Origin of the sequence: Nonomuraea terrae, from assembly GCF_004348995.1 — a bacterium.
GTDB lineage: Bacteria > Actinomycetota > Actinomycetes > Streptosporangiales > Streptosporangiaceae > Nonomuraea > Nonomuraea terrae.
On record NZ_SMKQ01000190.1, the window covers coordinates 1 to 17,775 of the forward strand.

General features: G+C 72.7%; 19 protein-coding genes and 1 tRNA gene. 5 read left to right on the forward strand and 15 right to left on the reverse strand.

Going from position 1 to position 17,775, the window contains the following annotated elements:
- Nucleotides 1-314: 314 nt before the first annotated feature.
- The 5 genes from E1286_RS37345 to E1286_RS37365 all read right to left on the reverse strand — a co-directional run bounded on the left by E1286_RS37345 (nucleotide 315) and on the right by E1286_RS37365 (nucleotide 5,179).
- On the reverse strand, nucleotides 315-1,055 hold the full coding sequence (locus E1286_RS37345; protein WP_246075502.1) for an EI24 domain-containing protein: 741 nt from the start codon (nucleotides 1,053-1,055) through the stop codon (nucleotides 315-317).
- Nucleotides 1,056-1,065: 10 nt separating this feature from the next.
- A complete protein-coding gene (locus E1286_RS37350; protein WP_132620365.1) occupies nucleotides 1,066-1,647 on the reverse strand; it encodes a Maf family protein in 582 nt (193 codons plus the stop codon).
- Nucleotides 1,648-1,663: 16 nt separating this feature from the next.
- Nucleotides 1,664-2,266: a DUF937 domain-containing protein gene (locus E1286_RS37355; RefSeq protein ID WP_165970085.1), complete on the reverse strand. Its 603-nt coding sequence runs from the start codon at nucleotides 2,264-2,266 to the stop codon at nucleotides 1,664-1,666.
- 67 nt (nucleotides 2,267-2,333) lie between these two features.
- The gene (ftsH, locus tag E1286_RS37360) at nucleotides 2,334-4,316 is read right to left on the reverse strand and encodes an ATP-dependent zinc metalloprotease FtsH (RefSeq protein ID WP_281282820.1); all 1,983 of its coding nucleotides are present in this window, start codon (nucleotides 4,314-4,316) and stop codon (nucleotides 2,334-2,336) included.
- A gap of 35 nt (nucleotides 4,317-4,351) precedes the next feature.
- A complete protein-coding gene (locus E1286_RS37365) occupies nucleotides 4,352-5,179 on the reverse strand; it encodes a hypothetical protein (RefSeq protein ID WP_132620369.1) in 828 nt (275 codons plus the stop codon).
- Nucleotides 5,180-5,346: 167 nt separating this feature from the next.
- Between E1286_RS37365 and E1286_RS37370 the strand changes: the two genes are divergently transcribed.
- On the forward strand, nucleotides 5,347-6,315 hold the full coding sequence (locus E1286_RS37370; protein ID WP_132620371.1) for a DUF3616 domain-containing protein: 969 nt from the start codon (nucleotides 5,347-5,349) through the stop codon (nucleotides 6,313-6,315).
- Here the strand turns inward: E1286_RS37370 and E1286_RS37375 are convergent.
- Together E1286_RS37375 and E1286_RS37380 are read right to left on the reverse strand one after the other, a co-directional pair.
- On the reverse strand, nucleotides 6,305-6,961 hold the full coding sequence (locus E1286_RS37375) for a peptidyl-tRNA hydrolase (RefSeq protein ID WP_132620373.1): 657 nt from the start codon (nucleotides 6,959-6,961) through the stop codon (nucleotides 6,305-6,307). The genes E1286_RS37370 and E1286_RS37375 overlap by 11 nt on opposite strands.
- Nucleotides 6,958-8,223 (reverse strand): MFS transporter, encoded by a 1,266-nt coding sequence (locus E1286_RS37380; protein ID WP_132620375.1) that lies wholly within the window; start codon nucleotides 8,221-8,223, stop codon nucleotides 6,958-6,960. The genes E1286_RS37375 and E1286_RS37380 overlap by 4 nt, the downstream gene beginning before the upstream one ends.
- Nucleotides 8,224-8,294: 71 nt before the next feature.
- On the opposite strand from E1286_RS37380, the gene E1286_RS37385 reads away from it, so the two are divergent.
- Entirely contained in the window at nucleotides 8,295-9,242 is a 948-nt protein-coding gene (locus E1286_RS37385) for a GlxA family transcriptional regulator (protein ID WP_246075503.1), read from the forward strand.
- 45 nt (nucleotides 9,243-9,287) lie between these two features.
- Nucleotides 9,288-10,115: an SAM-dependent methyltransferase gene (locus E1286_RS37390; protein ID WP_132620379.1), complete on the forward strand. Its 828-nt coding sequence runs from the start codon at nucleotides 9,288-9,290 to the stop codon at nucleotides 10,113-10,115.
- On the opposite strand, the gene E1286_RS37395 is transcribed toward E1286_RS37390, so the two are convergent.
- Together E1286_RS37395 and E1286_RS37400 are read right to left on the reverse strand one after the other, a co-directional pair.
- Nucleotides 10,112-11,569 carry an FAD-dependent monooxygenase gene (locus tag E1286_RS37395; RefSeq protein ID WP_223190798.1) on the reverse strand — a complete coding sequence of 486 codons (1,458 nt, stop codon included), beginning with the start codon at nucleotides 11,567-11,569 and terminating at the stop codon, nucleotides 10,112-10,114. The two genes, E1286_RS37390 and E1286_RS37395, sit on opposite strands and share 4 nt — an antisense overlap.
- A gap of 10 nt (nucleotides 11,570-11,579) precedes the next feature.
- Entirely contained in the window at nucleotides 11,580-12,191 is a 612-nt protein-coding gene (locus E1286_RS37400) for an acyl-CoA-like ligand-binding transcription factor (RefSeq protein ID WP_132620381.1), read from the reverse strand.
- Nucleotides 12,192-12,296: 105 nt separating this feature from the next.
- Here E1286_RS37400 and E1286_RS48405 point away from each other — a divergent pair, with 105 nt between their 5' ends.
- Together E1286_RS48405 and E1286_RS37405 are read left to right on the forward strand one after the other, a co-directional pair.
- Nucleotides 12,297-12,458 (forward strand): ABATE domain-containing protein, encoded by a 162-nt coding sequence (locus E1286_RS48405; protein ID WP_165970086.1) that lies wholly within the window; start codon nucleotides 12,297-12,299, stop codon nucleotides 12,456-12,458.
- 79 nt (nucleotides 12,459-12,537) lie between these two features.
- Nucleotides 12,538-12,807, forward strand: a complete 270-nt coding sequence (locus E1286_RS37405; protein WP_132620383.1) for a hypothetical protein — start codon at nucleotides 12,538-12,540, stop codon at nucleotides 12,805-12,807.
- A gap of 96 nt (nucleotides 12,808-12,903) precedes the next feature.
- Here E1286_RS37405 and E1286_RS37410 read toward each other — a convergent pair.
- The 6 genes from E1286_RS37410 to E1286_RS37435 form a co-directional block, all read right to left on the reverse strand.
- Nucleotides 12,904-12,976: transfer RNA gene (locus E1286_RS37410), tRNA-Ala, on the reverse strand.
- Nucleotides 12,977-13,022: 46 nt separating this feature from the next.
- Nucleotides 13,023-13,868, reverse strand: a complete 846-nt coding sequence (locus E1286_RS37415; protein ID WP_132620384.1) for an alpha/beta fold hydrolase — start codon at nucleotides 13,866-13,868, stop codon at nucleotides 13,023-13,025.
- Between the two features lie 29 nt (nucleotides 13,869-13,897).
- Nucleotides 13,898-15,319: a vWA domain-containing protein gene (locus E1286_RS37420; RefSeq protein ID WP_246075504.1), complete on the reverse strand. Its 1,422-nt coding sequence runs from the start codon at nucleotides 15,317-15,319 to the stop codon at nucleotides 13,898-13,900.
- Nucleotides 15,320-15,482: 163 nt separating this feature from the next.
- Nucleotides 15,483-16,025, reverse strand: a complete 543-nt coding sequence (locus E1286_RS37425; RefSeq protein WP_132620388.1) for a TIGR03086 family metal-binding protein — start codon at nucleotides 16,023-16,025, stop codon at nucleotides 15,483-15,485.
- Complete coding sequence (locus tag E1286_RS37430; protein WP_132620390.1) at nucleotides 16,022-16,531, reverse strand: isoprenylcysteine carboxyl methyltransferase family protein; 510 nt, start codon at nucleotides 16,529-16,531, stop codon at nucleotides 16,022-16,024. Before E1286_RS37430 ends, E1286_RS37425 begins: the two co-directional genes overlap by 4 nt.
- Complete coding sequence (locus tag E1286_RS37435) at nucleotides 16,531-17,550, reverse strand: type III polyketide synthase (RefSeq protein WP_132620392.1); 1,020 nt, start codon at nucleotides 17,548-17,550, stop codon at nucleotides 16,531-16,533. Before E1286_RS37435 ends, E1286_RS37430 begins: the two co-directional genes overlap by 1 nt.
- Nucleotides 17,551-17,775 lie beyond the last annotated feature (225 nt).

A 17,775-nucleotide genomic window follows, 5' to 3' on the forward strand; every position in this document is an offset into this window, starting at 1 on the left:
GGGGTGGAGGTTGAACGGTTGGTCGTCATGGCCGCAAGGGTGCCCGTTTCCGCGCCGTTCCCGCGGCGGTGCAACCTGTTCTGTGTACGACGGCGCGATCGAGGATCCGGCCTGTGGACAGGCGGCTGTGACCGATGCGGCGCCAGGCACCCCTACAAGGGAGCCTGGCTTGTACGGGCCGCTCAAGGGCGCTTCATCGACACCGTCCCGAGCATCAACGTCCGCGGCCGCCCGCGTCGACCGCCAAGGCCGACTGCCCAAGAACGGCAGCGTCCGGCGTCACAGGCCGTGTACGGCGGGCCCGTGGGATGCCGTCAACGTTCAGGCACCGGCGAAATGCGGGTGCGGACGAGGAGGGCGGCGCCGGCGACCGCGGCCGGCATGGCGATGACCGCCACCAGCGGGATCAGGAACAGCAGGAACACCGCCACCCCGAACCCCAGCGCGCTCGCCTTGTTCCCCCGCAGCAGCGCGAACCGCTCCTTGCGCGCCATCCCCCGCCGCTCCAGCGACAGCGTCGTGAGCTCCACGGTGAGGAAGAAGCCGGACACCAGGGCCCCTAACACCGGCACGACGGTCTGCCCGACAACCGGGATGAACCCGAGAAAGAACAGCGGAATCGTAAATATCAGCACATAGAACAACGTGACCAGGCTGTCGCGGATCGAACGGGGCAGCGTGCGCCACCACGGCTGCTCGTGCTCGTTGTCCAGCACGTCGACCGCCGACGACAGCCGCTCGTAGAACGGCTCCCCGATGGTCAGCGTGAGCGCCGCGAACGTGAGCACCGCCACCGCCAGCCCGCCCAGGAACAGCGCGACGCCGACCACCGCCCGGAACGCCTCCCGCCAGCTCCACGAGTCGGCGAACGGCGTCATGAACGCGGCCAGATCTGCGGCGTTCATACCGAGGAAGACCAGCGCCAGCACGTAGACGGCGAAAGAGACCACCGCGGGGATCAGCCCGAACAGCCACCACCGCGGGTGCTTGGACACCCATCCGAAACCCTGGACGAAGAAACCGACGCCGCCGGCGAAGTCGCGCAGTGATCGCATGCCCGGCAGGCTAGCGCCAGAACGACGTCACCGCGTAGCCGAGTTCGGCGAACAGGTCGCGCAGCAGCGGCAGCGAGATGCCGAGGACGTTGCCGTGGTCGCCCTCGATGCCCTCAACGAACCAGCCGCCGCGCCCCTCGATGCTGAACGCCCCGGCCAGGGCCAGCGGCTCGCCGGTGGCGGCGTAGGCGGCGATCTCCTCCTCGGACGGCTGGCCGAAGCGCACGACGGTGGTGGCGACCTCGGCCACCTGGCGGCCGGCGGCCACGTCGATGACGCAGTGGCCGGTCACGAGGCGGCCCGTGCGCCCGCGCAGCATGCGCCAGCGCTCCACGACCTCCTCGTTCGAGGCGGGCTTGCCGTACGGGCGGCCGTCGAGCTCCAGGATCGAGTCGCAGCCGATGACCAGCCCCTCTTCCAAGCCGCTCGCGACCGCCTCGGCCTTGGCCTTGGCCAGCACGAGGCTGAGCGCGGCGGGCGTGTGGGCGGAGTAGGCGTCCTCGTCGACGCCGCTGACGATCACCTTGGGGTCGAGGCCCGCGCTGCGCAGAAGCGCCAGGCGAGCGGGGGAGGCAGAGGCCAGAACGATCACCGACCCAGCCTACCGGTCACCACTCGGGGTTCGACGAGCCAGGTGTCACCTGGCGCTCGGTCCGGTCCGCGTCACCGAACTCGTACAGGCCGGTGCGCTGGGACATGCCGCCGAAGATGCCGTCCAGCAGGCCGTCGAGCAGGTCGGCGAGCTCGCGGGGAAGGGACTCCTGCTCGCGGTGGAGGTCGTCGGCGAGCGTGGCGGCGTCCATGTCGCGACCTGTCGCGCGGTTGGCCAGCAGGGACATGACCATCGGGGCGATCAGCGGCATCAGCCTCATGACGGCGCCGATGCCGACGCCGGCGTGCCTGGCGAGGCCCGCCGCGATCTGTTCGGTGCCCTGGCCGCCCAGGACGTGGCCGAGGATGCTGTGCCCGTCGCGGGTCAGCGAGGCGACGTCGCCGTTGAACGGATCGGTGTCCATGTGGTCGTCGAGCGCCCCGCGCAGGGCCTCGGCGCCGTCCGGGTGTTCGGCGTTGCGTGCCATGCCGCCGACGATCGCGCCGGACACGGCCTCGAGGACGTTGCGGGCCGTGACCGCGTCGGTGTCGAGCATGCCGGCGACCTGTTCCAGTCCTGAGTCTCCGAGCCCGGCGAGAAGCTCGTCATGCAGTGTCACGACAGTCCCCCGATCCCTCGTCCCGAAAGACTTCCCTCGGGGGAGCTGAAGCAACGTCCGAATTGTCCTAATTCTTCGGAAAACCGGCGGGCTCTCCCTCGGGCACATGCCCGTTCCCGGACACAGGGAGCGCGGGCGTCCCCTCGGAGGCCACCGAACGCGCCAGGCCCGCCGCCGCGTACGCGTCGACCTCGTCGAGCGTCTCGTGCTCCAGCAGGGCCGCCACGATGGCCTCGAGCTTGTCGCGGTTGTCGGTCAGGATGCGGACCGCGCGGTCGTAGCACTCGTCCACGATGCGCCGCGCCTCCTCGTCGACGGTCGCGAGCGTGGCCGGCGAGGCCTGCGGCGGCTGGCCGTCGTTGGACAGGATGGTCAGCGGCCCGACCTTCTCCGACATGCCCCACCGGCCGACCATGCCGCGCGCGATCATGGTGACCTGTTCGAGGTCGTTCTCGGCGCCGGTGGTGATGACGCCGAAGATGACCTGCTCGGCCGCCATGCCGCCGAGCGCGCCGGTGATGCGCCCGCGCAGATACTGCTCGTCGTAGGCGTAGCGGTCGGTGTCGGGGGTGGACAGCGTGACGCCGAGCGCCCGGCCGCGCGGGATGATCGAGATCTTCCTGACCGGGTCGGCGCCCGGCTGGAGCATCCCGAGCAGGGCGTGCCCGGCCTCGTGGTAGGCGGTGCGCGTGCGCTCCTCCTCCGGCATCACGATGCTGCGGGCCGCGCCGAGCTGCAGCTTCTCCAGCGCGTCGGTGAAGTCGGCCATGGTGACCTTCTCCTTGCCGCGCTTGGCGGCCAGCAGAGCGGCCTCGTTGACCAGGTTGGCCAGGTCGGCGCCGGTCATGCCAGGAGTGGTCTTGGCGAGCTGGTCGAGGCTGACCTCGGCGTCGAGCGGCACCCCGCGGGTGTGCACGGCGAGGATCGCGGTGCGGCCGGCCGCGTCGGGCAGGCCCACCTGCACCGTGCGGTCGAAGCGCCCGGGACGCAGCAGCGCCGGGTCGAGGATCTCGGGACGGTTGGTCGCGCCGATGACGATCACGCCCTCGGCGCCGGAGAAGCCGTCCATCTCGGTGAGGATCTGGTTGAGCGTCTGCTCGCGCTCGTCGTGGCCGCCGACGCCACCCGCGCCGCCGCGGGCCCGGCCGATGGCGTCGATCTCGTCGATGAACACGATGGACGGCGCCACCTTGCGCGCCTCCTCGAACAGGTCGCGCACCCGGGAGGCGCCCACGCCGACGATCATCTCGATGAACTCGGAGGCGCTGGCCGAGAAGTACGGCACCTTGGCCTCGCCCGCGACCGCCCTGGCCAGCAGCGTCTTGCCGGTGCCGGGAGGCCCGGCGAGCAGCACGCCCTTGGGCAGCTTGGCGCCCAGCCGGCGGTATTTGCCCGGGTCCTTGAGGTAGTCGACGATCTCGACGAGCTCGTTCTCGACCTCGTCGATGCCCGCGACGTCCTCGAACGTGACGCGCACCTGACCGGCCTCGACCGGCTTGGCCGCCTTCGACTTGCCGAGACCGCCGAGACCGCCGCCCATCATGCTGGAGCCGCGCCGCATGATCCAGATCCACAGCGCCGCCAGCAGCAGCACGGGCAGCAGCGACAGCAGCAGGTTGGAGAAGAAGCCGCGGGTGATGGGCTGAGAGGTGATCTCGACCTGGCCGTTGGCCAGCTGCTGATCGAGCTGGTCGGTGTTGGCGAAGGCCGGGATCTCGGTGGCGAACCTGTCGTAGGACTCGCCGCCCTCCGGGTTGTTCGCCGCCGAACGCAGATCGCCCTCGACCGACAGGCCCTGGGCGTAGATCTCCTTGACGTTCTTGGCGTTCACCTGCTTGGTGAACTCGGTGTAAGAGATCGTCTCGACGGACTCGCTGTCGACGAACGACGACACGACGAAGAAGGCCGCGTAAACGACGAGCAGGGTGACGACGAAACGCCACCAGTTGATCTTCGGCTTGCCTCCGGGCGTGCCGGGCAGGCCTTCCGAGCGCCAGGGCGGCTTGCCCTTGCCCTTGTTCGGAGCCTGCGGCGGTCCAGAGCGTTCCACGGCGTCACTCCCCAATCGCCGCATCAATGATCTTTCTAGCCTAGAACACGCACCCCCGCCGCCGCGCGGCCGATGTCACGCCAGTGTTTGCGTTGCGAGTCAGGCACTGTGACGAACGCCAAACCGGGCTTGCTCATTCCCCCGTCCATGACCACGACGGCCGCGCGGGAGCTGTGCCTGCCGTACGTGACGCGGTAGGCCAGCATCCAGCCGCGCTTGACCGGCTGGGACGCGAGCCAGCTGATCTTGGAGCCTTCGGGGTGGTGGTTGAGCGTCCAGCGGGCGGCCAGGAGGGCGGTGTCGCGCGGCGACTCCTGCTCCATGATCGGCAGCGGGCAGGTGACGAACATGCCGCGCAGCTTCGTGCCGCGCTGCGGCGGCAGCACCTGCCTGCTGGTGAACGGCGCCGGCCCGTACGTCCGCCACGGCCGGGGCAGCGTCGGCGCGGCCAGCCCGGTGCGCTTGTCCTTGATGACCTGCTTGCCGGTCGGACGCAGGGACATGCGCTTGACGTCGCGGGTCAGCCGAGGGACGCGCGGGTCGGCGTACAGGGCCTCCATGGCCGTGTAGCCGGGCGCGAGCGACGCGCCGGGCGTCGGCGAGTGGCTCCCCGGAGACGGCGCGGGCGAGGCGGACGCCGACACACGAGACGGCGACGGCACGGGAGAGACGGAGACCGACGCCGCGCTGGGCGCGGAGCCGGAGACCGGTGCGGAGCCGGACGGGAGCGCCGCGGCCGGCGGCGCGGTGACCGGCCGCGCGACGACCTCGTCCGGCTCCGACGGGAACAGCACCACGGTCAGCGTCACGGCGACGGCCACGACGGCGGCGACCACGGCGAGCCCCCGGTACACCACCCGCATGCGGATATCACCGATGCGGGAGCGTTTGGGCGGAGAAGCAGGGATTCTAGGCCCGCCCGTCGTTCTCACTCCGGAACCGTTGATCTCATCTTCCCCTTGGAGCACGACGGGAGCGTACGACATATCCCGCCAATGCGCTGTTGAAGCGACCGAAGTGCAATCATGGCGTGGTGCATCAGGTTGAGCTGCGCTTCGACCACGCCTCCCGGGCGGCCGAGACGCATACGAATCTCTCGGCGATCCGGCTCAGCCGCACCGGCCTGTGGGTCGCCGGCGACGAGACCGCCACCTTCGAGCACCTCACGTGGACGGGCGACCACTACGGGGAGCAGCGCACGTTCGCGCTGGCCGACCACGTCGCCCTCCCGGCGGGACCGCACGACGAGGCCGACATCGAGGGGATGGCACTCGACGACGGCCACCTGTGGCTGGTCGGCTCCCACAGCCTCAAGCGCCGGCGGGTCAAGTCCAAGGACCCGGTCAAGGCCGCCGACCGGCTGGCCAGCGTGATCAGGGAGGAGAACCGCTTCATCGTCGTACGCCTCCCCGTGGACGGCGCCGGCGTGCCGGGGCGGGGCGCGATCCTGGCCGGCTCGCGCAACCTGACCGCCCACCTGGGTGACGACAGGCACCTGGCGCCGTTCCTGGCGCTGCCGGGCAAGGACAACGGGTTCGACGTCGAGGGCATCGCCGTCGTGTCGGGGCGGGTCTACTTAGGGCTGCGCGGGCCGGTGTTGCGCGGCTGGGCGGTGGTGCTGGAGCTGCGACTGGAGGAGGCGGGCAGGGGACGGCTGCGGATGGCGGAGCCGTACCGCAAGCATTTTCTCGCGCTCGACGGGCTCGGGGTGCGCGACATGTGCCCGGACGGCGACGCGCTGCTGCTGCTCACCGGGCCGACCATGGACCTCGACGGGCCGGTGCGGGTGATGCGCTGGCGTCCCGGCCCCGGGCGCGAGGACGTGGTGCCCGCCGACGCGCTGGAGACCGTGCTGGAGCTGCCGTACGGCGTCGGCTGCGACCACCCGGAGGGCCTCGTGCGGCTGCCTGACGGCCGGCTCATGGTCGTGTACGACAGCCCTTCGCCCGCGCGGATCACCCCGGCGGGCGGCGTGCTGGCCGACGTGTTCACGGTCTAGCGACGCGGGCGGCCAGCCAGGGCGCGTCGGCGACGAACGTGCACGAGCCCGGCTCGATCTCGGTGAACCCGGCGTCGCGCACCACCGGCAGCCCGGCGGCCGCCAGGGCGTCGAAGTCGTCCTGTGCGGAAGGTGTGCGCACCGACACCGCGAGGCCGCGCTCGCGCCACGCATCCCGCTCGGCCGCGTCACTGGCCCACCAGGCGAGCTGGGCGGCGTGCCCGGCCTGGGCCATGGCCTTGCCCGCCGACATGCCGAGGCGCGGGTTCTCCCACAACACCGGCGGCTCGGCGGGCGGCGGCTCGGCGGTGTCGGCCAGCTCGGTGCCCGACACCTGGAGCCGGGCCAGGTCGCGCGGCCAGGCGTCCAGCGGGACGGGCGGGTGGACGCGGACCTCGGCCGTGCGGTGCTCGATCGTCCGGCCGGGCAGCGCGAGCGCGCGGCGCCACTCGGCGCCCCTCGCCCGGCGCACGACCTTGCGGATCTTGCCGGTGGACTGCCAGGCGTGCAGCTCGGCGGCCCACTCGCCGGGGTCGTCGAGCAGGCTCAGCACGGCCATGGCGGCGGCTTCCAGCGCGTCGGTACGCTGCGGGGGCGTGGCGCGTTCGATCCTGACGACCAGGGGCAGGACAAAGAGCTCGTTCATCGCCCTCTAGCATGCCCGATCGCCAGGGAGAGTCCGGCGGCGAGGAGGCACAGGGCGCCGGCGGCGTACCAGGCGAGGTCGTAGGCGCCGAGGTGGTCGCGGGTGAGGCCGGCGCCGACGGCGGCGATCGCGGCCCCGACCTGGTGCGAGCCGAACACCCAGCCGAACACCACGGCCCCGTCGGGCCCGTAGATCCGCCGGCACAGCGCCACCGTGGGCGGCACGGTCGCCACCCAGTCCAGGCCGTAGAAGACGATGAAGATCAGCATGCTGGGCTCGGTGGTGGCGGCGAACAGGCCGGGCAGCACCATCAGCGACAGGCCGCGCAGCCCGTAGTAGACGCCGAGCAGCAGCTTGGGGTCGATCCGGTCGCTGAGCCAGCCGGAGGCGACCGTGCCGGCGATGTCGAAGATCCCGATGATCGCGAGCAGCCCGGCGGCGACGGGCTCGGCCATGCCGTGGTCGTGGGCGGCGGGGATGAAGTGGGTGCCGACCAGGCCGTTCGTGCTCGCCCCGCAGATCGCGAAGCCGGCCGCGAGCAACCAGAACGGCCGCGTACGAGCCGCCGCGGCGAGCACGGTGACGGCCCGCACGGCGGCGTTGACCCGGGCGGGCTCCGTACGGACCGCCTCCGGGTCCGCGCCGAGCGCGGTCGTGCCGACGTCCTCGGGACGGTCGCGCATCAGCCACCACACGAACGGCACCACCGCCAGCGCCGCGGCGGCCACGGTCAGTGAGGCGAAACGCCACCCCGGCCCCTGCGCGAGCTGGGCGAGCACGGGCAGGAAGACGAGCTGCCCGGTCGCCCCCGCCGCGGTGAGCACGCCGGTGACCAGGCCGCGGTGCCGGACGAACCAGCGGTCCACCACCGTCGCGGCGAACACCAGCGCCATCGACCCCGTGCCCAGCCCCACGAACACGCCCCACAGCAGCAGGAGCTGCCAGCTCGCCGTCATGAAGACGGTGAGCGCGCTGCCCGCGGTGATCAGCAGCAGCGCGGCGGCGACGATGCGGCGCATGCCGAAGCGGTCCATGAGGGCGGCGGCGAAGGGCGCCGTCAGACCGTAGAGCACCAGATTGACCGAGACGGCCGACGAGATGGTGCCGGCCGACCAGCCGAACTCCTCCTGCAGCGGGGTGATCAGCACGCCGGGGGTGGCGCGGAAGCCGGCCGAGCCCAGGATGGCGACGAAGGCGACGGCGGCGACGTACCAGGCCCGGTGGAGGCCGCGCCGGGTGGAAGGGGGAACGCTGACGGTCATCCGCCAATCCTGATTTATCCAGCTCTGGGGGTACGAGTGGCCTGAAAGCCAATATGTGCAAGAATCCGGCCATGACGCATCGGATCGCCGTCGTCGTACTCGACCAGTTCGCGCCGCTCGACCTCGGCGTGCCCGGCCAGGTGTTCTGGTCGGCGGAGACACCGTCCGGCGAGAAGCTGTACGAGGTCGTCACCTGCTCCGAGGGCCGCGCGCCGGTGCGCTGCTCGGCGGGCTACACCGTCCAGCCGGACCACGACCTGGACGTGCTCGACACCGCCGACACCGTCGTGGTCCCCGGCATCCACGGAGGTGCGCCGCTGCGACACGGCACGATCTCCGCCACGCTCCGGGACGCCCTGCGGGGCAGGCCCCGGATCATGTCGATCTGCACGGGCGCGTTCGTGCTCGCGGCGGCGGGGCTGCTCGACGGGCGCCCGGCCACCACCCACTGGCGGGACGCCGCCCGCTTCGCGCGGTTGTTCCCCAAGGTCAGGCTCGACCCTGACGTGCTGTTCGTGGACGACGGCGACGTGCTGACCTCGGCCGGGGTGGCGTCGGGCCTGGACCTGTGCCTCCACGTGATCAGGCGCGACCACGGCAGCGAGGTGGCCAACCGCGCGGCCCGGCGCTGCGTCATGCCGCCGTGGCGGGAGGGCGGCCAGGCCCAGTACGTCGACCGGCCCCTCCCCCAGGACGGCGGCGGCACCGCGGCCACCCGCGCGTGGATGCGGGCCCACCTCGACGTCCCGCTCGACCTCAACGCGCTGGCCGCCCACGCCCGGATGAGCGTGCGCACGTTCACCCGGCGCTTCCGCGACGAGACCGGCATGAGCCCGGGCCGGTGGCTGGTCCAGCAGCGGGTGCTGCACGCCCGTCACCTGCTGGAGACGACGGACCTCGGCGTGGAGGAGGTCGCCAGGCGGTCGGGGTTCGGCACGGCGGTCTCGTTGCGCCAGCACCTGCACGCGGCGGTCGGCGTTCCTCCCCTGGCCTACCGGCGGACCTTCCGGCGCGCCTGACCGCCGCCTACAATCGGCGCAAAACGATCAACGAGAGGCCGTCACATGACCGAGGCCGACCGTGTGCCCCCCGGGATCGACCCCCACGTGCCCAGTGTCGCCCGCATGTACGACTACTACCTCGGCGGCCGGGAGAACTTCGCGGCGGACCGCGCGGCGGCCGAGCAGATGATCGAGCTCGGCCGGCGCATGGGCAACGACGCCCGCGAGATCGCCCTGGCCAACCGGGCCTTCCTCGGCCGGGCCGTACGCATGATCGCCGAGTCGGGCGTGCGCCAGTTCCTCGACATCGGCGCCGGGCTTCCGACGCAGGACAACGTGCACCAGGTGGCCGCCCGCCACGTCGCCGGCTCCCGCGTCGTCTACGTCGACCACGACCCTGCCGTGCTGGTCCACGCCCGCGCGCTGGTCGCGGGGCTGCCGGACGTCGCCGTGGTGGAGGGCGACCTGCGGGACCCCGGCGCGATCCTGGACGACCCGGCGGTGACCGGCCACCTCGACCTCTCCCAGCCGTACGCGGTGCTCATGTTGGCGGTGCTGCACTTCGTGCCCGACGACGCCGAGGCGGCCGGCATCGCGGCCCTCGTCCGCGAGCGGCTGCGCCCCGGCTGCCACCTGGTGCTCTCACACCTGTACGCCGGCAATGCCACCGAGGACGCCGCCCGCGCAGGCCGGCAGGTCTACGCGGGCACCGGCGCGGGCGGCCTGGCCACCCGCGGCCACGACCAGATCGCCGCCTACTTCGACGGCCTGGAGCCGCTCGGCCCCGGCGTCGTGCCGGTCGCCGACTGGGCGCCCGAAGCGGCCCCCGGCGGCGCGTACGACCTGGTCAGGCCGGGCATTCTCGCCGGAGTCGGGCGCGCCTCACGCTAGGCGGCCTCCAGGCTCTCGGCGAACCAGGTCGCCAGGGCCCGCTCCAGGGTCTCGTCCGGCGTGCCGGCCCAGGCGACGTAGCCGTCAGGGCGGACGAGCACGGCGTCGGGCCCGTCCGCGGGCACGACGTCGACGCGCCCGTGGCGGACGCGCACCCCCTCCGCCGCCGGGGCGAGCAGCACGGGCCTGGCCTGGGCGGCGGGCCCGGCGGGCAGCTCGGGCAGGAACCGGCCGACCAGCGGGTGCGGCGGCGCGGGCATCGCGTACGTCACGTCAGATCCGGCCAGCAGGGCGGCGATGCGGTGGCGGGCGGGCGCGTCGGCCAGCAACTCACCGAAGACCTCGCGCAGCGCCGTCACCTCCGGCCCGGGTGCGGCGAGCGCGAGCTGGGCCTGGGTGTGCACGGCGACCCGTTCCGCGGCCGGGCGGCGCTCGGCCTCGTAGGTGTCCAGCAGCCCGGGCGGGGCCCAGCCGCGCACCTCGGCGGCCAGCTTCCAGGCCAGGTTGACGGCGTCCTGCAGGCCGAGGTTGAGCCCGGGGGCGCCCATGGCGGCGTGGACGTGCGCGGCGTCGCCCGCCAGGAACACCCGGCCGTCGCGGTAGCGGTCGGCGACCCGGGTGTCTCGGCCGTTCAGGCGCCTGAGCAGATGGGGGCCGGGGCCGGTGGGAGCGGCCAGCGGCAGGTGGCGGCCGAGCACCCGGGCCAGGCTCTCGCGCAGCTCCGCGATGGTCATGGGGACGTCGTCGCCGGGCGCGCCGGCGTCCCACTCCATCGCGGCGACGGTCAGCACCTCTGGGCCGACGGGCAGCAGCGCGTACGCGCCGCGCTCGGTGCGGTGCCAGGCGTACAGCCCGAACGTGCCCGCGCCGGGCACCTCCATCTCGGCCCGCTCGGGCCGGAGCACCGCGCCGGGCACGGTGACGTGGGCGGTGCGGCTGACCACGTCGGCCGCGCTGACGCCGGGGAAGCCGATCCCGGCGAGCTTCCTCACCGCGCTGTGGGCGCCGTCGCAGCCGACCAGGTAGCGGGTGCGCAGCTCGGACGCGCCGCCGGGCCCGGTCAGCCGCACCGTCACACCCTGCTCGTCCTGCGTGAAGCCGGTCAGCTCGTGCCCGCGCCTGATCTCCACGCCGAGGTCGAGCGCGCGGCGTTCGAGCAGCTCCTCCAGGGCAGGCTGCCGGATGCCCATGCCGTGCAGCGGGTTGTCGTCGAGCCCGGCGAGGTCGAGCGGCATCGCGCCGAACACGAACCCGGGCAGCGGCGCCTCTTCCTCGGCCAGGCCACGCCGGCGCAGCAATCGCACGACCTGGCCGATGATCCCGTTGGCCTTGGGCTGGTCGCTGCGGCGCGGCAGACGCTCGACGACGGTGGGACGGACCCCGGCGAGGCTCAGCTCGCAGGCCAGCATCAGCCCGTTGGGGCCGGCGCCGGAGATGACGATGTCGGTGTGCACGTAGGTCTCCTCACTCGGAAGGGGCGGGCAGGCCGGCGGCGAGGGCCCGCAGCGCGTCGCGCAGCAGCGGCCCCAGCGGGACCGGCGGGTCGGCGCGCAGCCAGTGGCCGACAGCGGCCTGCACGACGGAGGTCGCCGCGGCGGCGACCAGGGAGGGGTAGAGGTCGTGGGTGGGGTCGGTGCCGGTGCGCTCGCCGACGGCCGCGGCCAGCTCGCCGTCGACGGCGAACGCCGCCTGCAGCGCCTCCGCGCGCAGCGCAGGCTCGCGGGCCAGCATCCGGATGCCGGCCAGCAGCTCGGGGGGCGGGGCGGCGCCGGCGTCGCTCGCGTGCGCCTCCCAGGGCCGCACCATCGCCTCGGTCAGCGCCTCCCAGAAGGGCTCTGCGGGAGGCCGGGCGCGCAGCACCGCCACGGTCGCTCTGACGCGGTCGGTGTGGCGGGCGGCGAGCGCTTCGTACTTGCTGGAGAAGTAGTTGTTGAACGTCCGTGGCGACACCCCGGCCTCGGCCGCGATGTCCTCGACGCGTACGTGCTCCAGCCCGCGTTCGAGGGCCAGCCGGAGGGCGGCCGTCATCAGCGCCTCGCGCGTGGCCTGCTTCTTCCGCTCTCTCAGCCCGGTCATACCGACAGACTAGGGAAAAGTTGCGGATTGCGCAAATTTTCTGACTACGCAAGATCATGCCGGGTCTCACGCTTGAAGGGGCGACCCGAACGTCAAATTGGAGGAATGTCCTTCCTCGCCCTGGAATTCGTCAGCACGGTCAGGGCCGCCCGCACCGGAATGATCGACCTCCTGTCAGACGTGGACGGCATGACGGCCTGGGTCCGCGAGCACGCCGCCGACCTGGGCGCCGCTCCGGGGTTCAGCCGCCCTGCCCGCCGCCGGTGACCCGCTGCACGGCCTGTTCACGCGCGAGCGCGACCTCGGACTGCTGGCCATCGAGCCGCACACGCGCCGCAGGATGCGCGTGAACGGCCGCGCCGTACGGGCCGGGGAAACGCTCGTCGTCCGTACGGAGCAGGTCTATGCGAACTGCCCCGAATACCTCCAGACCCGCGAACCCACCTCGGCCCCCGGCGCCCCCTCCCTGCCGGCGCGCGGGACCCTTCTGAAGGGCCTGGACCCGGCGGCCGGGCTGCTGTTCGCCGACTGGGAGCGGGGAGACGCTCCAGCTCACCGGCCGGGCGCGGGTGGAGTGGGGCGAGCGGCGGGTGGCGCGCGTGCGGCTCGTCGCTGAGCACTCCGGTCGAGCTCCTCGGCCGCCGGCGGCCGGGAAGGTCTCCAGAATGACGAAAGGCCGCCCCCGGTGACGGGAACGGCCCTGCGTGAAGGGTGGAGCTATGGGGATTCGAACCCCAGACCTCCTCCATGCCATGGAGGCGCGCTACCAACTGCGCCATAGCCCCTCGTGCGTGTACGAGTGTAGCCCACTTCGCGACGTTCCGAGCACAGTCACGAATCGCCCAGGAGCGTCTGGATGATCTCGCGGGCGTGTGTCCACAACACCGCGCCGCCCACACCTGGCACGAGGTGGCGGCGAGCTCCGGGGATGCGCCTGGTCAGGGTCTCTCCCCGGTCGGGCGAATGGGAGGTGTCCAGCTCGCCGTACCAGAGGTCGACGGGCACCGGCACCTTCTCCAGCGCGTACGGCCAGCGGCCCATCGCCAGCACGGTGTCGCGGGCGTACCCGGCCGGCCCCTGGGCGAAGGCCTCCTCCATGGCCCGCCGGTAGGCGCGCGCGAAGGCGGGCTGCTCGTAGACGGCCCGGTCGGCGGCGGGACTGCCCGGCACGATCATGTCCCACAGCACGGTGGGCGTGAGCCGGGCGAAGACCGCCTCGGCCCTCACCGGATCGGCGGCCGTCAGCTCCACGAGCTCCCGCGGCCCCTCCGGGAGCGCCTCGGGGCAGGACGCGACCTCGTCGGCCCCCGACACGACCGCCACCCGCCGCGCGATCCAGGCGCACGCCAGCGCGAACGGCGCCCCCTGCGAGAACCCCACCACCCGAAGATCGCCCAGCCCGAGCTCGCGTGCGGCCGCCGCCACGTCGGCCGGCCAGGACTCGAGCGTGCGGCCCGGGTCGGGGTCGGAGACGCCGAGCCCCGGCCGGTCGAACGAGACGAGCCGGACGCCGAGCTCCTCGACGACGCCGGCGCCGAAGCCGAGCCACCGGCTCGTGCCCGCTCCCGGGCAGAGCACGACCGGCGTGCCGGACGCGGGGCCCCACTCGGCCCAGCCGAGCGCCCGGCCGCCGGGCAGCGGGACCCGGCCCAGCCGGGCGGGAGGCGTGACATCCATGCGGACAGCCTGCCGGACGGGCCCCGCCGTCAGCCAGCCGTTTTCGCGCGGTCGATGAGCGTGCGCAGCTCCGCCACCATGGGGTCCTCGGTGGCGGGGGCCAGCCGTTCGGCGTGCTCGCCCAGCGCGGCCAGGTCCAGCCCGAACGCCTCGCCTTCGCGCAGGTGCTCCGCGAACGCGGCCACCACCATGTCCACCTGCAGCCGCAGGGGCGCGTCCGTGAGCGAGGCGGCCAGCTCGCCTGAGCGCAGGGTGGCGCCGGCCTCCGACGCTGCCCGGGTGTCGGGGTCCTGCCAGCGCACGGTGGCCTGGGCGAGCTGGCCGTCGGCGCCGGGCTTGAGCGTGAGCGCGTACAGGGCGGTGACGGAGTGGCCGGGGCCGATCTCGCCGCCGTCGCGGCTGTCGTCACGGAACTCCTCGGCCTCCAGGGCGCGGTTCTCGTAGCCGACGAGACGGTAGCTCTCGACGACCGAGGGGTTGAAGACGACCTGCGCCTTGGCGTCACGGGCCCGGAGCTCGATCGTGGCGGGGAGCTTCGTGGTGAAGACCTCTGCGGCCTCCTCCTCGGTGCCGACGTACACGGCCAGGCCGTCGCCATTGTCGGCGAGCTGCTCCATCAGCTCGTCGCCGTACTCACGGCCGACGCCGACCGTGAGCAGCGTGACCCGCCTGGCGGCGTGCTCCTCGACCCGGTCGAGGATGGCCTGCCACTCGGTGCTGCCCTGGTTGGCCAGGCCGTCGGAGAGCACGATGACACGGTTCGTGGCGGCCGTGCGGAACCCCTTCGACGCCTCCTCGTAGCCGGCCACCAGCCCGGCCTCCAGGTTGGTGCCGCCCTGGGTGACGAGCCGGTCCACCGCGGCGGACAGCTCGTCCCTGGCGGTCAGCGGGGTCATCGAGGCCAGCACCTCGGCCTCGTCGCTGAAGGAGACGATCGAGACCTGGTCGCCGGGCCCGAGCTCGTCGAGCAGAGTGCGCAGAGCCGACCTGACCAGGTCCAGGCGGCCGGCCTCGGCCATCGAGCCCGACACGTCGATGACGAACGTGAGGTTGGCGGGCCGCCGCTCGGCCGCCGCCGAGGAGCGCGTCTGCAGGCCGACGCGGAGCACGGCCTCGTCGCCTGACGGCAGCCGCGCGCCGTCCACGTGCACGGTGAACCCGTCGTCCGGCGGCTGCGCGTAGTCCTGGCGGAAGGCGTTGACCCACTCCTCGGGGCGGATCTCGGCGGGCGCCGGACGGCGGCCCTCCTGCAGTGCGCGGCGGGCGTAGCCGTACGAGGCGGTGTCCACGTCGAGGGCGAACGTGGAGATCTGCGCCGTGGTCGTGTCCTGCTCGCCGTCCGCCCGCTCGGGGACCGGTGAGTTCCGTTGCGCGTCCTGGCTGATGGGGGCGCGTGCGCTGCTGGTCGTGCCTTCGCCACCGGCGCAGGCCGCGAGGCCGAGCAGGGACACTAATCCGATCCCGACCGCTAAAGGACGAAATTTCATTTCAACCACCTCCACCGCGTACGACGGAACGCCGTACGCGGTGGCCGGGCCGGTGACGCAAGTGAGCGCGAACCGCGATCAACACGTGATCGTGCGGCCACCGGCCCCGGCGGTCAGAACGGCGGGATCACGCCTTCCAGGCCGGGTCACGCCCGATGACGCCGAGGAACCGGTCGAGCACCGGCGCGTCGGCCGGCACCGGCACCTCCGGGCCGAACGCGCCCCTCTCGCGGCCCGTCGGCGCCATCTTCGAGGCGAACTCCAGCAGCACCGCGGCCGTCTTCTCCGCCACCTCGTAGTCGCGCCCCGTCGCCTTGGCGAGGTCCCATCCGTGGCCCACCAGGTCGGTCAGCGCCATGTTGGCGAGCACCGGCTTCGGCAGGCCCATGGTCCCGCTGGCGCCCTCCCACGCCTCCGGATCCTCCCAGGCGGCGAGCATCCGCTCCGCTCGCTCGCGGAAGTCGCCGGTGTATTCGTGCTGCGGGGGCATCCCGCCGTCGCCGGCCAGCGACACGAACAGGTCGGCGCCCCACTCCAGGTGGGCGATCAGGGACTTGACGTCATAGGCAGCGCACGGGGTGGGCAGCCCGAGCTCGTCGTCGCGCAGGCTCTCGACCAGCGCGGAGGTGCGCGCGGCGGCCTCGCGCATCATCGTCAGCGTCTCGTTCATGACCTACAGAGTGCCAGGGCCGAATCCTCCACGCGCACACGAATCGTGAGAAGGACCGCGTTCACCACGGTGAACACCAGCGCCGTCAGCCACGCCGAGTGGACGAGCGGCAGCGCGATCCCCTCCGCGACCACGGCGACGTAGTTGGGGTGCCGCAGCCACCGGTACGGCCCCCGGTCGACCAGCGCCATCCCGGGCACCACGACGACGCGGGTGTTCCACCGCCGGCCGAGCGTGCCGATGCACCACCAGCGCAGCCCCTGGGCCAGGACGACGACCGCGAGCATCGGCCAGCCGAGCACCGGCACGAACGGCCGGTCGAGCAGCCACACCTCGGCGGGCGCCGCCGCCAGGAGCGCGACGTGGGCGGCGACGATCCAGGGGTAGTGGCGCCTGCCGTACTCGACGCCGCCCTTCGACCTGGCCCAGGCCAGGTTGCGGCGGGCCACCACGAGCTCGGCCAGCCGTTCGAGCACGACCAGGCCGATGAGCAGCGCGTACGCCATCACCAGTGCAGCAGGAGCAGCTCGGCGGAGAATCCGGGGCCCAGCGCCATCAGGACGGCGGGGGCGCCGGAGCGGCCGCGGGTCTGCTGGAGCACGTGCAGCACAGAGACCGACGACATGTTGCCGTGCTCGCGCAGCGAGCGCCAGGTCAGGTCGAGGGCCCGCGGCGGGATGCCGAGCGTGTCCACGATCTTCTCGATGACCTTGGGGCCGCCTGGGTGGCAGACCCAGGTGGGGACCTGGTCGGGCGTCAGGCCGTAGTCCGCCAGGAACCGCTTGATGTCGGCGGCCAGCACCTGCTCGACGAAGCCGGTCAGCTCGGCGTCCAGCACGATGCGGAAGCCGCGCTCGCCGACGTCCCAGCCCATGAGGTGCTCGGTGCCGGGGTAGACCTTGCTGCGGGTGGCGACGACCTCCGGGCCGTGCCCGCGTCCGGTGGCCACGACGGCCGCCGCGCCGTCGCCGAACAGGCCGCTGGCGATGAGGTTCGCGATCGAGGTGTCGTCGCGCTGGATGGTGAGCGAGCACAGCTCGACGCAGACCAGCATCGCGACGTGGTCGGGCCAGCCCCGCAGGTAGTCGTGCAGCCGGGAGAGCCCGGACGCGCCCGCCGCGCAGCCCAGCCCGAACACGGGCACCCGCTTGACGTCAGGACGCAACCCCACTCGCTGCGCCAGTCTCGCGTCGAGTGACGGCGTGGCCAGGCCCGTGGTGGAGCAGAGCACCAGGTGGTCGATCTTCTCGGGCCGCATGCCCGACTTCTTCAACGCGCCGCGCATGGCCTGCTCGGCGAGGTCGAGGGCCGCTTCGACGTACGCGTCGTTGGCCCTGGCGAACGAGTCGAGCTTGGCGTAGCCGTCCAGCGGGAGGGCCAGGTTGCGTCCCTGGACGCCGGTGGCCGCGTGAAATCGTTTCAGCAGCTCCTCGTCGCATTCGGTCAGCCGGGAGAACGCCTCGGTGATCTCCGCCTGCTCGTAGCGGTGATCGGGCAAAACGGTCTGTACCCCCGCAATATGCATATATCTCTCCTGCCGCAAAGCAGGCCCGCCTAACATACGAACCACTTCACGCCGCCACGCCCTCCCCGCCGCGTCGCTTCCGTCCTCCAGCAGGAGTGAGGAACGGCACGGCGCAGGTGCGCCGCCCTGGGTGGGCCGGCGTCAGGGGGTCAGGCGCCAGAGGGACGTGATCTCGGCGCTGCGCGCCACATGCAGGGGGCCTGTCTCTTATACCCATCTGACGGT

Coding starts and splice junctions, on each gene's coding strand:
- E1286_RS37345 (WP_246075502.1), bottom strand. CDS start 1,055: ATGCGATCACTGCGCGACTTCGCCGGCGGCGTCGGTTTCTTCGTCCAG.
- E1286_RS37365 (WP_132620369.1), bottom strand. CDS start 5,179: ATGCGGGTGGTGTACCGGGGGCTCGCCGTGGTCGCCGCCGTCGTGGCC.
- E1286_RS37375 (WP_132620373.1), bottom strand. CDS start 6,961: ATGAACGAGCTCTTTGTCCTGCCCCTGGTCGTCAGGATCGAACGCGCC.
- E1286_RS37380 (WP_132620375.1), bottom strand. CDS start 8,223: ATGACCGTCAGCGTTCCCCCTTCCACCCGGCGCGGCCTCCACCGGGCC.
- E1286_RS37385 (WP_246075503.1), top strand. CDS start 8,295: ATGACGCATCGGATCGCCGTCGTCGTACTCGACCAGTTCGCGCCGCTC.
- E1286_RS37390 (WP_132620379.1), top strand. CDS start 9,288: ATGACCGAGGCCGACCGTGTGCCCCCCGGGATCGACCCCCACGTGCCC.
- E1286_RS37400 (WP_132620381.1), bottom strand. CDS start 12,191: ATGACCGGGCTGAGAGAGCGGAAGAAGCAGGCCACGCGCGAGGCGCTG.
- E1286_RS48405 (WP_165970086.1), top strand. CDS start 12,297: ATGTCCTTCCTCGCCCTGGAATTCGTCAGCACGGTCAGGGCCGCCCGC.
- E1286_RS37415 (WP_132620384.1), bottom strand. CDS start 13,868: ATGGATGTCACGCCTCCCGCCCGGCTGGGCCGGGTCCCGCTGCCCGGC.
- E1286_RS37425 (WP_132620388.1), bottom strand. CDS start 16,025: ATGAACGAGACGCTGACGATGATGCGCGAGGCCGCCGCGCGCACCTCC.
- E1286_RS37430 (WP_132620390.1), bottom strand. CDS start 16,531: ATGGCGTACGCGCTGCTCATCGGCCTGGTCGTGCTCGAACGGCTGGCC.
- E1286_RS37435 (WP_132620392.1), bottom strand. CDS start 17,550: ATGCATATTGCGGGGGTACAGACCGTTTTGCCCGATCACCGCTACGAG.